The following is a 13394-nucleotide window of genomic DNA, read 5'->3' as shown; positions in this document are numbered from 1 at the left end:
CGACGTGCTCCCCTCCCCTCACCGCACCGCCCGCCTGGCAGCGGGTTCCGCGTCGATCGCCGCCCCTCGGCAACCGGTCCGCGGTCATGAACCGATCATGCTGACGCCGTGGTGTGCACAATCGGGTCGACAATCCACAGAGTTGTCCACAAGCTGTGCATGAAGGTACGGCGAAGCGAAGACCGATTCCCGCCCGGGGGCCTGCAGATGTCTCGCGGGCTGCCGGACGAGGCGTGTCGTCGAACGTGCGGGCTCCGGTGTCGGATCGGCGGAGAGGGGCACGCTAACAAGCGGCGGGCTCAGCCACAAGGCGCCCCGCGCGGTCGGGTGAGATTCAGGAGTGGATCGGCGTGGCGCGCCGATCGGATCGGGTGTCTCGTGGTTCGGGAGCGTACCGTATCCCACTCTTCCTTGATCAACAGCGGTGCGCGGGGATGGTCCGGTTTGAGTGGACCAGGCCGCAGCACGTAGTCTCGTGCGGTCTATCGCCCGGTGTCACGTACTCTGGTCTTTCGCACCGCTGGTCCCGCGCCTAGTGCCGGGCCTCGAGGTGCGGCCGACCCGCGGTTCGTGACGACGACGGATGCTTCTCGTCGTCGGCGACGGCAGAGCGTTCACCGTCAGTGGCGGCGGCGCGCCTGCCGCCGAGCACCTGCCAGGGCGAAGACCGCAGACCCTAGCTGTAGTGAAACCGGGAGACTCGACCGTGAGCAAGCGCACCTTCCAGCCGAACAACCGTCGCCGGGCCAAGACCCACGGGTTCCGGCTGCGTATGCGCACCCGCGCCGGCCGCGCCATCATCGCCATGCGCAGGCGCAAGGGTCGCGACAAGTTGTCGGCCTGACCCACTCAGGCCGTGCTTCCGTCGGCGGCCAGGCTGACTCGAAGTCAGGACTTCTCCACGGTGGTCCGGCGCGGACGCCGGGCGGGGCGACCTCGCGTCGTCGTGCACGTGCTGGCGGTGCTGCGCCGAGACGACGGCACGTCCAGCACTGCGGAGGAAGCCATGGCCGAGGGTCAGCGGTCCACCCCCACCCGAGCAGGCAGTGCTCGGGTGGGTTTTGTCGTGAGCAAGGCGGTGGGTGACGCCGTGGTGCGCCACCGAGTCTCTCGTCGCCTCCGTCATGTCTTCCGCGCCCGGCTGGCCGCGCTGCCGCCGGGCACCGACGTCGTCGTCAGAGCGCTGCCGCCCGCCGCGGAGTCGACCAGCGAGCAGCTCGCGGCGGACGTCGACCGCGCCCTGCGCAGACTCGGGATCGACCCGACCGCCGATGCGCAGGCCGGACGTCGAGCCGAGAACGACCAGCAACAGGCAGGTGGGATGTGAGTGACGATCGGTCCGAGGCCGCCAGACGTGCCGGACCGGTCAGTCGTGTCCTGCTGCTGCCGGTGCGTGCCTACCAGCGGTGGATCTCTCCGCTGCTCCCGGCCAGTTGTCGCTTCTATCCGACCTGTAGTGCCTACGCCGTCGAGGCGTTGACCGTCCATGGCGCCGCGCGGGGTATCTGGTTGACCCTGCGCAGGCTCGGCCGGTGCGGTCCCTGGCACCCAGGCGGGCTAGACCCCGTTCCTCCTCGTCGAGACTCTTCCGAGGAGACCATGGTGACCAACGACAATCGCGCCGAGGAGTAGCTTCGTGCTCAACTTCATCTACTACCCGGTGTCAGCCATCATGTGGTTCTGGCATCGGGTCTTCGGGTTCATCCTGAGCCCCGACAACGGGATCGCCTGGGCGCTGTCCGTGGTCTTCCTGGTCTTCACCCTGCGACTCCTGCTGCTCAAGCCCGCCATCAGCCAGGTGCGCTCGATGCGGAAGATGCAGGAGTTCGCGCCGCAGATTCAGAAGCTGCGGGAGAAGTACTCGAACGATCGCCAGAAGATGGCGATGGAGATGCAGAAGCTTCAGTCCGAGCACGGGGTGAACCCGCTCGGCGGCTGTCTGCCGATGCTGGTCCAGATCCCGGTGTTCATCGGTCTGTTCCACGTGCTGCGCTGGTTCTCGGTGCACGACACGGTCTATGTGTTCGGTGAGGCCGAGGTCCAGTCCTTCCGGGCCGCCACCCTCTTCGGCGCCCCGCTGTCGGCCTCCATCTCCAACCCGGTGCTCGGGGCGAGCATCACGAGCATCGCGCTGGTGGCCATCCCGCTCGCGATCATCGCGAGCATCGCGACGCACTTCACGGCGCGGCACTCGGTGCAGCGGCAGGCGATGAACCCCGCCGCCACGTCGAACTCGCAGACCGCGATCATGAACAAGCTGATGCTGTGGATCTTCCCGCTCTTCGTGCTGTTCGGTGGTCCGTTCTTCCCGATCGCGATCCTGCTGTACTGGCTGAGCAACAACAGCTGGACCCTTGCCCAGCAGCACCTGGTCTACCAGCGCATCGACCGTGAGGAGTCGAAGAAGAAGGCGGAGGCCGACGCGAAGGCGGAGGCCACCCGGCAGGCATTGGCACCCAAGCCCGGGCAGAAGCCGAAGTCCGCCGCCAAGAAGCGACCGGCCGAGGCGTCGAAGCAGCAGTCCTCCACGCCGCAGAGTCAGAACGGAGCGGCGCCCTCCTCTGCCGCGGCGGGGAAGAAGAAGGCGGACACCACTTCGACGGCCGCCACGTCAGACCAGTCCGGGACGGCGGAGGCAGGCCGGAACGGGGTGACCGATCCGGTGCGCCAGCGTCCAGCGAACAAGAAGTCCAAGAAGCGTCGTTGAGACGATTTCGTCCTGCGGTAGGCGCTGCCGCAGACACAGCCCGTCTGCTGGACACACTCACGGAGAGGAGAGGCCGGTGTCGGACACCGCGCAGGTGACCGGTGTCGACCACGAGGTCGACGCGGCCGAAGAGAACGGCGACGCGGCTCCCCGCGCCGCAGAGAACAGCGAGGAGCTGCTCGTCCGCGAGGGCGACATCGCAGGCGATTACCTGGAGCGGCTGCTGGATCTGCTCGACTACGACGGGGACATCGATCTCGACGTCGAAGCGGGCCGTGCGGTGGTCAGCATCGAGGGCGGCGAGGATCTGGAGCGCCTGGTCGGTACCAAGGGTGCCGTGTTGGAGGCGTTGCAGGAACTGACGCGGCTCTCGGTCCAGCAGGCCACCGGCGTGCGCAGCAGGCTGATGCTGGACGTCGCGGGCTGGCGTGCCGAGCGGCGCGCGGACTTGGCCGACCTCGGGCGCAGCAGCGCCGAGCAGGTTCGCGACTCGGGCAAGGCGGTTCGGTTGAACCCGATGACCCCGTTCGAACGCAAGGTGGTGCATGACGCCGTCGCGGCCGTCGCGGGTGTCCGCAGCGAGAGCGAGGGCGAGGAGCCGCAGCGGCGCGTGGTGGTGCTGCCTGCCGACTGACCGCTGATCGATGCGTTTCACGTGAAACATGCGAAGGGCCTCGTCGAGAGACGGGGCCCTTCGCATGTTCAGGTCGGGCCTGCTGAGCCGGTCGGGGTGCTGGGTGAGTCAGCGCGGAGCGGCGGGGTTCGCCGCGGGCCTGGCCCAGCAGCCCGTGTCGAAGTCGGGGTAGAGGCCCCGTCACCCGCCACGCGATTGCGCAGGCCGCCGACTCTCCCCGGAGAGCCGGCGGCAGGATCAGATCCCGGATGCCCGGATGCCCGGATGCCCGGATGCCCGGATGCCCGGATGCCCGGATGCCCGGATGCCCGGATGCCCGGATGCCCGGATGCCCGGATGCCCGGATGCCGTGGCGGTGGCCCGACAGACCGGGCGCGGCGGAGTCTTCGGCGGCCGAACTCGCCGGGACACGGATCGTTGTCCGTCGGCCGGTCGGATCGGTGCACCGGACTCCACCCGACGGACAGCGGAACCGTCACAGCGGCCCGGCTGGTCCGTGAGAGCGTGGCGCCGGTCCGCAGCGTGTCGGATCGAAGTGCGCCGGCTCGGTGTCGCGGTCGAGCAGGTGGACGCGAGACGCGGGGCCGAGGCGATGTGAATGCCAGTGAGGCGACCTTCGAGACGAGGGTGGGTCGAGGGCGATCGCACGGGCGACGCGGGCCGGTCGGCATCCGCCACCGCGAGTCATCGACGAAGGCCACCGGCGCACTGCCGACGGCGGGGCCCCGCGCCGGACGGATGCCCCGTGCCGTCTCTCCCCGCCTTCGTCTCCACCCGTCGCGCCATGCCTTGACCGCGCCGCGACGGCGTGCCATGTGGAGGGCCCGGTGCGACAGCGGCCGCGTCGATTCACCGACTTCGGGTTCGTCGGTCGAGGTGGCGAGTTCGAGTCCGCCCACGGACGGCCCGCTTGCCGCGGGAAGATCGTCGGCGAGTATCACAGTTTCCGTAGGCGCACTCGGTGAATCGAGTGGTCGGCTCCCTTCTGGAGGACGAGGGTGGCGCGGGCTCGCGTGGGCGCGATGTTCTCGATGAGATTCGGCTCGTTGATCTCGGTCCAGAGCCCGGTGGCGATCGTGCGGGCCGCCGCGTCGTCCAGGCTCGCGTATCGATGGAAGTGCGAGTCCGGGCTGGCGAAGGCCGTGCGGCGCAATGTGAGGAAGCGATCGACGTACCAGCTGCGGAGATCGCCGAGGCGGGCGTCGACGTAGATGGAGAAGTCGAAGAAGTCCGAGACGGTCAGACTCGGGCCGGTCTGGAGGACGTTGAGCCCCTCGAGCAGCAGGATGTCGGGCTGCCGGACGAGCTGGTGCTCCCCCGGCACGATGTCGTAGCTCAGATGGGAGTACACCGGGGCGCGCACCTCGGAGCGTCCGGACTTCACGTCCACGAGGAAGCGGAGCAGGCCGCGCCGGTCGTAGCTCTCCGGGAACCCCTTGCGCTTGAGCAGGCCGCGCCGGTCGAGCTCGGCGGTGGGCAGCAGGAACCCGTCGGTGGTCACCAGGTCGACACGGGGATGATCCGGCCACCGAGCGAGCAGCGCCTGGAGGATGCGTGCCGTGGTGCTCTTGCCCACGGCGACGCTGCCCGCGATGCCGATGACGAACGGCGTGCGGATGCTGGGCTCGCGGAGGAACTGGGTGGTGGTCGTGTGCAGCGCCTGGTGCGCGGCCACCTGCAGATTGATGAGCCGAGACAATGGGAGGTAGATATCGGCCACCTCGTCGAGAGAGATCGCGTCGCCGAGGCTGCGCATGCCCGCGAGTTCGTCGTCGGTCAGCGGCAGCGGTGTCGCATCGCGGAGTCCTCGCCACAGGTCGCGGTTCAGCTCGACGTAGGGCGAGGTGTCTAAGGTCGTCGGTCGCACCTGTGCAGTGTGCGACTCCGAATCGCCCGATGCGACATGATGTGAGCTATCGGCGCGGTGCGTGCTGTGTCGACCGCGACATGCGGGACACTGTTCTTCGTCGACCCGGACCGGGCCGAAGGCGGTGTTTCACGTGAAACGGGCGCCAGGCGACTGCACGCCGACCTGTCCCGGTCGACTGGCTCTCGCGGCCGTGTTCCACGTGAAACGTCAGATGATGGATAGGCGGAATGGCGAACTCCAGCGCGGACCCCTCCCCGACGAACTGCCCGGCGGACTCCTCCACGACGAATGCCGCAGGCTCCCCCGCCGGCACCTTCGCGACGGGCGTCTCGGCGCGGGATTCGTCCCTCGCGAGCGACGCCGGGGCGGCGCAAGGCGGCGCATCGTCGGGCGGCGGGTCGTCGGTGGAGGGCGAGGCCGCCGCGGTGGCCGCCGCGGCTGAGCGGCTGTTCGGGGATCGACTTCCCGCAGCTCGTCGTTATGTCGAATTGTTGGTCGAACACGGTGTGGAGCGTGGCTTGATCGGCCCTCGTGAGGTCGATCGCCTGTGGACTCGGCACGTGCTGAACTCCGCCGTGGTCGGCGAGTTGATTCCGGCCGGTTGTCGGGTGGTGGATGTCGGGTCCGGTGCGGGACTGCCGGGCATTCCGCTGCAGCTGGCCCGCCCCGATCTACGGCTCACTCTGCTGGAGCCGATGGCCCGACGGGTCGCGTGGTTGGACGAGGTGGTGGCCGAGCTGCAGTTGTCGACCACCGTCGTCCGGGGGCGTGCGGAGGAGCCGGGAGTGCGGCGTGGTCTGCGGGACTTGGATGTGGTGACCGCGCGGGCGGTCGCACCGTTGGCCAAGCTGGCGGGTTGGGGACTCCCGCTGCTCCGGCCCGGGGGACGCCTCTTGGCGCTGAAGGGAGCGTCGGCGGCGGAGGAGATGGCAAGAGACGCGGCGGCGGTGGCCGCCGTAGGGGGCTCTCGGCAGGAGCTCGCCTCCTGCGGAGAGGGGCTCGTGACGGAGCCGACGACGGTGATCGTGGTCGAGCGGGGGAAAGCCGCTCAAGGCCGTGACACTCGACGGAACTCCAGGAAAGATCGGTGACGGATTTCCAGGTCGATCGACGCGACCCGTTTCAGGCGTGGGGACGGGCGGAGCCGACGACCTCTGGCGCAGATCGGAGCACGGCATGTTCCACGTGAAACAACGCCGCACAGGGATGTCCACGGCGTTCGGGGGAGGCTCGCACCGGTGAACGGTTCGCAGAATCAGCAGATCTCCTCGTGGACGCCGATCGCGGAGGAGGCGGAGCGAGCCACCAAGGTTCTGCATCCGAGTGAGAACCTGCCGCGGCCGGCGCGACGAAGAATTCTCACCGTCGCGAATCAGAAGGGCGGCGTCGGCAAGACGACCAGCACGGTGAACCTTGCCGCAGGGTTGGCGTTGCGCGGGCTGAAGGTGCTCGTCATCGACCTCGATCCGCAGGGCAACGCGAGTACCGCGCTCGGTGTCGACCACCGGTCCGGGACCCCGTCCGTGTATGAGGTGCTGCTCGGCGAGATCAGCATCAACGACGCGGCCGCGGTGAGTACTCAGTCGGACAACCTGGTCTGCGTGCCGGCCACGATCGACCTGGCCGGGTCCGAGATCGAACTCGTGTCCATGGCCTCCCGAGAGTCGCGACTGAAGGAGGCGCTCTCCCCCGAGGCACTGGATCAGCTCGAAGCGGACTACGTGTTCATCGACTGCCCGCCGTCGCTGGGGCTGCTCACGCTGAACGCGCTCGTCGCCTCGCCGGAGGTGCTCATTCCCATCCAGTGCGAGTACTACGCGCTGGAAGGACTCGGTCAGCTGCTGAACAACATCGACCTGGTGCGCGCGCACCTCAATCCCTCGCTATGGGTGTCGACCATCCTGCTCACGATGTATGACGGCCGGACGAAGCTCGCCGACCAGGTCTCGGCCGAGGTGCGCAAGCATTTCGGTGATCTCGTGTTGCGTACGGTCATCCCACGGAGCGTCAAGGTTTCCGAAGCGCCGGGCTTCGGGCAGACGGTGCTGACCTACGATCCGGGTTCTCGTGGCGCGATGAGCTACCTGGACGCGGCTCGGGAGATGGCCGTCAAGGGAGCCGAGTTGGAGATCAGATGACGGAACGCAGGGGGGGACTCGGTCGCGGGCTTGCCGCGCTGATTCCCAGTGGGCCGCCCGCGGCCGATGCCGGGGCGGCGACCGACGCACCACAGCGTGGGGACCGTCGAGCCGGGCCCCCGACGGCACAGTCGAGCTCCGCCGAGGCCAGGCTGGAGGCGCTGCTTCGCGAGGAGACCGCGAGCGCGGTCTATCGGGAGGTGCCGATCGCCTCGATCACGCCGAACCCGAAGCAGCCACGGCAGGTCTTCGACGAGCCCGCGCTGGAGGAGCTCGAGCACTCGATTCGGGAGTTCGGTCTGCTCCAGCCGATCGTGGTTCGCGAACTCGGCGGCGGCAAGTACGAGCTGATCATGGGCGAGCGACGCTGGCGAGCGGCGCAGCGGGCCAGGCTCCCCCACATCCCGGCCATCGTCCGGCGCACCAAGGACGATGCGATGCTCCGGGACGCGCTCCTGGAGAACATCCACCGGGTGCAGCTCAATCCGTTGGAGGAGGCGGCGGCGTACCAGCAGCTCCTCGAGGAGTTTCACGTGACACACGAGGAGTTGGCGTCGCGGATCGGGCGGAGCCGTCCGGTCATCACGAACACGATCCGACTGTTGAACCTTCCGCTGCCGGTGCAGCGTCGGGTGGCGGCGAACATCCTGTCGGCGGGGCATGCTCGGGCGTTGCTGAGTCTGGACGACGCGGAGTCGCAGGAGGATCTCGCGGCGCGCATCGTGCGGGAGGGCATGTCGGTGCGTTCGACGGAGGAGGCGGTCCGGCTGTCTCGGCTGGAGGAGCCCGCGAAGCCGAAGGCCGCTCCCCGGAAACAGATGCAGGCACCGGGACTTCAGGATGTCGCCGATCGGTTGTCCAACGCCTTCGATACTCGGGTCAAGGTCGAACTCGGCAGGCGGAAGGGTCGGATCGTCGTCGAGTTCGGGTCGGTCGATGATCTGGAGCGCATCGTGACGATGATGGCGGAAAATCGGACTATTCAGACATAGAAGAGCCGCATCCCGTCACACCGACCCCTTTCGTCACGGTGACGTTTCCTTTTCGGCTTGCCGGCGACTCGACCAAGGGCTCGAACCGCCGGCGAGCCGAGATCATCAGGAGCGAGCGATCGCCCGCTCGATCAACTCGGCGAAGACCGTTCCGAATGAGCGGTCCGCCGCCTCGATCGCCATCGGGAGCAACGACGTCTCGGTGAGTCCCGGTGACACGTTCACCTCCAGGAAGTGCACCCGGCCGTCGGCGCCCACCACGGCGTCGGTCCGTGAGACGTCGCGAAGGCCGAGCAGGCGATGCGCGGCGACCGCCAGCTCCCCCACCTCCGCGGCCTGGGTCTCGGGCAGCCGCGCCGGGGTGTGGAAGGTCGTGAGCCCGGCGGTGTAGCGCGCCGTGTAGTCGTAGACCCCGCCCGTCGGATCGATCTCGACGGCGGGCAGCGCGATCGGTCCCTTCTCGGTGTCGATCACTCCGACCGCCACCTCAGTGCCCTCGACGAAGCGCTCCACCAACACGGCGTCGCCGTAAGCCAGCACCCCGACCATCGCGGCGGGCAGCTCCTCCGCGGTGCGCACCACCCGGGCGCCCAGCGCCGATCCGCCCTGATCCGGCTTCAGCATCAGCGGCAGACCCAGCCGCTCGACCATTCCGTCCAGGACGGCCTGTGCGCCCAACGAACGGAAGGTGCTGTGCGGCAGCACGATCCAGTCCGGAGTGGTCAGACCCGCGGCGGCGATCTCCGCCTTCGCGGAGGGCTTGTCCCAGGCCCGACGGCAGGAGCGCGAATCGGTCCCGACGAAGGGAACCCCGCGCATCTCCAGAACGGCTTGCACCGCGCCGTTCTCTCCCTCCCCGCCGTGCAGCGCGACCACCACGGCGTCCGGGCGATGCGCACCCAGCCGGGACAACAGCTCGGAATCGGCGTCCCACTCCTCCACCGTGACGCCCGCCGAGCGCAGCGCGGCGGACAGCCTGCGACCGGAGCGCAAGGAGACGTCCCGTTCGTGGGAGAGCCCTCCCGACAGCACCGCCACCCAACGATCTGACACTTGCCACTCCCTTGACTGGTTGTTCGAGCACTCGGAGTCCAGGAGGCTCGGGCCGGATCGGCCCGAGCGCCCGCCCGGCCGATCACGGGCGACACCCGATGGCGACGGCGGGATCAGACCGCGCCGTGCGCTCGGAGATCGTTTCTCGGTCGAGCCGAGACACACCATGACAGGGGAACCCGCCCCGCGTCGACGACACTCCCCGGGAGGGGCCGCGTCACCGCGAGCGGGTCGGTCGACGTGCCGATGCAGGCCGTGGGCGGGGGTCCCGTCGGGAGACCGCCCGCGACGCGCATAGGCCCAGGTCGGTCGCAGGCGCTCGGCGAGGTGGCCTCGTGCCGACGGCACGGGCACCGGAGCCTCGGGCACGTGACACCGAGGCCGCCGTCAGGCGGTGTCCGGCCCGGGTGAGTCGGCGCCGAGACGCGGTCGCTGAGGGACACTGCCGAAGGTCGCCAGCAGCTCGAGCTCGTCCTGAAGCACGCCCCCGAGCCTGCGGACGCCCTCCTGGATGCGTTCGGGCGTGGGGTAGCAGAAGGACAGCCGCATCTGCCTGCTGCCGAAGCCGTTCGCATGGAAAGCCGTTCCCGACACATAGGCCACGCGCTGGGTGATCGCCCTCGGCAGCATCGCCTTGGTGTCGATCCCCTCGGGGACCGTCAGCCAGACGTAGAACCCGCCGTCGGGCCGGGTCCAGGTGCAGCCGTCGGGCAGGTGCTGCTCCAACGCGCTGAGCATCGCGTCCCTGCGTTCCCGGTAGACCTCGCGGTACTTCTTGACCTGGCCCTTCCAGTCATGAGTCGAGAGATAGCGCGAGACCAGGAACTGATTGAAGGTCGGTGGACAGAGGGTGGCGGACTCGGAGGCCAACACGAGTTTCTCGCGGACCGCGTGCGGCGCCAGCGCCCAGCCGACTCGGAGCCCCGAGGCGAAGGTCTTGGAGAAAGAGCCGAGGTAGACGACGTTCTCCGCGTCCATCGACCGCAACGCGGGATAGATCTGATCGTCGAAGCCCAGCAGCCCGTAGGGGTTGTCCTCGATGACCAGGACCCCGTGTCGAGCGCAGATGTCCAACACCTCGGCCCGGCGGGACACGGCCAGGGTCACGCCCGCCGGGTTGTGGAAGTTGGGGATCGTGTAGAGGAATTTGACGCGCCTCCCGGCGGCCTGGACGGAGTCGAGCGCCGCGCGAAGCGCCTCCGGGATCAGACCCGCCTCGTCCATCGCGACATGCACGACCTCCGCCTGATACGCGGTGAAGCTGCCGAGTGCGCCGACGTAGGACGGAGCCTCGGCCAGCACCACGTCACCGGGGTCGCAGAAGATCCTGGTGACGGTGTCCAAGGCCATCTGCGAACCGACGGTGACCACGACGTCGTCGGGATGGGCGCTGATGCCCTCCAGCGCCATCACCTCGGTGATCTGCTCGCGCAGCTCCGGCACGCCCTGCGCGGAGCCGTACTGGAACGCGACCTGGCCCTCGTCGGCGACCAGCCGGGCGACCTCGCCGGCGAGCGACTCCATCGGCAACGCGGAGAGATTCGGCATGCCCCCTGCCAGCGACACCACCTCCGGCCTGCTGGCCACGGAGAACAGCGCTCGGATCTCCGATGCCGTCATCCCTGCCGTCCTGGCCGCGTAGCGGCTCAGATGGGCGTCAAGACTGCGCGCGCGGCTGCGCGACGCCTGCTGCGGCTCCTGGCTGGTCATCCGGCACTCCGAACTGTGTCTCGTCACGTCCCGACAGGTTCGGCCGAGGTTGGTCCGACGGATGATCGACTGGATCACCGGACGGGCATTCGGCCGAATGAGAGGCGCGTCTGACCCCTCAGTGTAACTTCGGCGGCGGGGGCGCACCGTTACCCTGTACTGGTACAGGCGGCCTCTCATGGCTGCGGCCGAGGCTCGTGCTGAGGAGGTCAGGTGTCGAGAAGCGTGGTCGGCATCACGCTGGACAACCTGCATGAGCTGCCGAAACAGTGTCGGCGCTGCGTGTTCTGGGAGTTGGCGCCGCATATCAGGGAGCAGGCTGAGGAGTTCGGCCAGACCGAATTCGAGAAGGAGGCCTGGATCTCCAGCGTGCTGCTGGAGTGGGGCTCCTGCGGACGGCTGGTCCGAGTGGGCGGCGTGCCCGCGGGCTACGCCCTCTACGCTCCGCCGTCGGCCGTCCCTCGGTCCGGCACCTTTCCGACGTCGCCGGTCAGCGCGGACGCCGTGCTTCTCACGACCCTCAAAGTGATGCCGGAGTTCGCCGACACGGGCCTGGGACGCCTCCTGGTGCAGTCGGTGGCCAAGGACCTCACTCGGCGTGGTGTGAAGGCCGTGGAGGCCTTCGGCCATGCGGAGGGCGAGTCGGAGGGCCGTTGCGTGATCCCGGCGGAGTTCCTGCGCCAGGTCGGCTTCAAGACGGTGCGTCCGCATCCCCGCTGGCCTCGCCTGCGGCTGGAGCTCCGTTCGGCGTTCACCTGGAAGGAAGACGTGGAGGCCGCGCTCGAACGCCTGTTGGAGCCGATGACGGTGTCCACGGAGGCGACGGCGTCCACGTCGGTCGCGGCTCCCGCCCGCTGATCGACGACGGCCCCGTTCACAGGTGCCGTGTGAACGGGGCCGGTCGGTACTCGCGAGTCAATCAGTCGATCTTGGCCAGCTCGTGGCGCAGCAGGTCGTCGAACGTGAAGGTCCCGGTCGGCTGGTCGTTCTCGCCGAGCAGGTAGAGCCGCTTCACGGCGACCAGGATGCGTTCGGCGAGGATGTCGCGGAACGTGGGGTCCATCAGCCGTCGTCGGTCGGCGGCGTTGGTGAGGTAGCCGACCTCGATGTGCACGGCGGGCATCCTGGTCAGACGCAGGACCTCCCAGGTCTTGGGATGCGACCCGCAGTCGACCATGCCGGTCTTGGCGACGACCTCACGCTGGATGTAGCCGGCCAGGGCCTCACCGACGGTCGAGGTGGTGCCGTTGCCCGTGCCGAAGTGGTACGACGCGATGCCCTGCGCGGCGGGCGACGGGTTCGTGTCGGTGTGCAGCGAGAGGAAGAGGTCGGCGCCCGCGTCGTTGGCGAACGCGGCCCGTTCCGCCTCAGGCGGACACGTGTCCGGGCCTCGTACCAGCAGGGCCTCCATGCCGGTGGCGACCATGCGGCCTTCAAGCCTGCGGGCGAGGTCCCAGGCCAGGTCGGCCTCGGCGGCATCCTCGACGACGGCGCCGCGATCGGCACCACCGTGGCCGGGGTCGAGCACGATGCGCTTGCCGCGCAGCCGGGGCCCGGCGGTGCGGACCCGCTCCTGCTCGCGCAGAAGGACCGGCCTGCCCCCGCGAACCTTGGGCATGAGCTGCCGGAGCGACCGCAGCGTCTCCGGGCCGCACACGCCGTCGGCGGTGATCCCGTAGTCGCGCTGGAAGCTCTTCAGTGCGTGCTCGGTCTGCGCGCCGAAGACCTTGTTGGGCCTGCCCGCGTCGTAACCGAGCTCCAACAGACGTTCCTGAAGGGCGAAGACGTCGTCGCCGGTGATCGACTGGCTGATCTGGTAGGCCAGCGGGCGGTCGCCGAGACTCCACCGGGCGTCACGCAGTGCCCGATAGGTGGCAGTGCCCACCACCCCGTCGGTGATCAGACCACGCTGTTGCTGGAAGGCTCGAACTGCGTGCTCGACGAGCCCGTCGAAGACCTGATCCTGGTCGTCGCCGATGTGGCCGTTCGACGACGGAAGCAGGCCCTGCGATGCGAGAATGGCCTTGATCTCGGCAACAGCCGGACCGAAGTCACCGCGGTGGAGCAGTTGCATGTACTCCTCGCTTGACTAGAGCGCCGATGGGACGACGCGAGGGGAAGCAGACAACCTATTGTGCCCTGCTGGTGACGTCGCGACACTTCGGGCTGCGCGCCGAGGCATCCTCACTGGTAGTGCTTGGTTCTGTCGCCCATTTGACGGCTCGTTCACCCAAAGGGGTGGAACTTGCGACCGGTGTCGCGTCGCCCCGGGCGTCGCGCCCACGAACCT

At 68.7% G+C, this 13394-nt stretch carries 13 protein-coding genes; 9 read left to right on the top strand and 4 right to left on the bottom strand.

The genetic code is table 11. The features are described 5' to 3' along the window. The first annotated feature begins 706 nt into the window (after positions 1 to 706). The 5 genes from rpmH to AHOG_RS28135 all read left to right on the top strand — a co-directional run bounded on the left by rpmH (position 707) and on the right by AHOG_RS28135 (position 3341). A complete protein-coding gene (rpmH, locus tag AHOG_RS28155) occupies positions 707 to 844 on the top strand; it encodes a 50S ribosomal protein L34 (protein ID WP_093944000.1) in 138 nt (45 codons plus the stop codon). Positions 845 to 856: 12 nt separating this feature from the next. Further along, positions 857 to 1327, top strand: coding sequence for a ribonuclease P protein component (rnpA, locus tag AHOG_RS28150; RefSeq protein ID WP_093943999.1), 471 nt, complete (start codon positions 857 to 859; stop codon positions 1325 to 1327). Further along, a complete protein-coding gene (yidD, locus tag AHOG_RS28145) occupies positions 1324 to 1632 on the top strand; it encodes a membrane protein insertion efficiency factor YidD (protein ID WP_075743233.1) in 309 nt (102 codons plus the stop codon). The genes rnpA and yidD overlap by 4 nt, the downstream gene beginning before the upstream one ends. A 4-nt stretch (positions 1633 to 1636) precedes the next feature. After that, complete coding sequence (gene yidC / locus AHOG_RS28140; protein ID WP_093943998.1) at positions 1637 to 2707, top strand: membrane protein insertase YidC; 1071 nt, start codon at positions 1637 to 1639, stop codon at positions 2705 to 2707. A gap of 76 nt (positions 2708 to 2783) precedes the next feature. After that, on the top strand, positions 2784 to 3341 hold the full coding sequence (locus AHOG_RS28135; RefSeq protein ID WP_184451056.1) for a Jag family protein: 558 nt from the start codon (positions 2784 to 2786) through the stop codon (positions 3339 to 3341). Between the two features lie 937 nt (positions 3342 to 4278). Here AHOG_RS28135 and coaA read toward each other — a convergent pair. Continuing rightward, positions 4279 to 5208 (bottom strand): type I pantothenate kinase, encoded by a 930-nt coding sequence (coaA, locus tag AHOG_RS28130; RefSeq protein ID WP_093943997.1) that lies wholly within the window; start codon positions 5206 to 5208, stop codon positions 4279 to 4281. Positions 5209 to 5615: 407 nt separating this feature from the next. Between coaA and rsmG the strand changes: the two genes are divergently transcribed. The 3 genes from rsmG to AHOG_RS28115 all read left to right on the top strand — a co-directional run bounded on the left by rsmG (position 5616) and on the right by AHOG_RS28115 (position 8341). Continuing rightward, on the top strand, positions 5616 to 6302 hold the full coding sequence (rsmG, locus tag AHOG_RS28125) for a 16S rRNA (guanine(527)-N(7))-methyltransferase RsmG (RefSeq protein WP_245857118.1): 687 nt from the start codon (positions 5616 to 5618) through the stop codon (positions 6300 to 6302). A 147-nt stretch (positions 6303 to 6449) separates the two neighbouring features. Further along, on the top strand, positions 6450 to 7349 hold the full coding sequence (locus tag AHOG_RS28120; RefSeq protein WP_169725920.1) for a ParA family protein: 900 nt from the start codon (positions 6450 to 6452) through the stop codon (positions 7347 to 7349). Further along, positions 7346 to 8341, top strand: a complete 996-nt coding sequence (locus AHOG_RS28115; protein ID WP_093943995.1) for a ParB/RepB/Spo0J family partition protein — start codon at positions 7346 to 7348, stop codon at positions 8339 to 8341. Before AHOG_RS28120 ends, AHOG_RS28115 begins: the two co-directional genes overlap by 4 nt. Before the next feature lie 105 nt (positions 8342 to 8446). Here AHOG_RS28115 and AHOG_RS28110 read toward each other — a convergent pair whose 3' ends face one another. Continuing rightward, positions 8447 to 9394, bottom strand: coding sequence for a D-alanine--D-alanine ligase family protein (locus AHOG_RS28110; RefSeq protein WP_093943994.1), 948 nt, complete (start codon positions 9392 to 9394; stop codon positions 8447 to 8449). A gap of 387 nt (positions 9395 to 9781) precedes the next feature. Beyond that, complete coding sequence (locus tag AHOG_RS28105; protein WP_093944893.1) at positions 9782 to 11104, bottom strand: aminotransferase-like domain-containing protein; 1323 nt, start codon at positions 11102 to 11104, stop codon at positions 9782 to 9784. 213 nt (positions 11105 to 11317) lie between these two features. Between AHOG_RS28105 and AHOG_RS28100 the strand changes: the two genes are divergently transcribed. Beyond that, positions 11318 to 11962 (top strand): GNAT family N-acetyltransferase, encoded by a 645-nt coding sequence (locus AHOG_RS28100; protein WP_093943993.1) that lies wholly within the window; start codon positions 11318 to 11320, stop codon positions 11960 to 11962. Positions 11963 to 12023: 61 nt separating this feature from the next. Here AHOG_RS28100 and AHOG_RS28095 read toward each other — a convergent pair whose 3' ends face one another. After that, positions 12024 to 13178 carry an N-acetylmuramoyl-L-alanine amidase gene (locus AHOG_RS28095; protein ID WP_093943992.1) on the bottom strand — a complete coding sequence of 385 codons (1155 nt, stop codon included), beginning with the start codon at positions 13176 to 13178 and terminating at the stop codon, positions 12024 to 12026. Positions 13179 to 13394 lie beyond the last annotated feature (216 nt).

Source organism: Actinoalloteichus hoggarensis (genome assembly GCF_002234535.1).
GTDB classification, from domain to species: Bacteria; Actinomycetota; Actinomycetes; order Mycobacteriales; family Pseudonocardiaceae; genus Actinoalloteichus_A; species Actinoalloteichus_A hoggarensis.
This window is presented reverse-complemented; position numbering and strand designations above follow the sequence as displayed.

Coding starts and splice junctions, on each gene's coding strand:
- AHOG_RS28115 (WP_093943995.1), top strand. CDS start 7,346: ATGACGGAACGCAGGGGGGGACTCGGTCGCGGGCTTGCCGCGCTGATT.
- AHOG_RS28105 (WP_093944893.1), bottom strand. CDS start 11,104: ATGACCAGCCAGGAGCCGCAGCAGGCGTCGCGCAGCCGCGCGCGCAGT.
- AHOG_RS28095 (WP_093943992.1), bottom strand. CDS start 13,178: ATGCAACTGCTCCACCGCGGTGACTTCGGTCCGGCTGTTGCCGAGATC.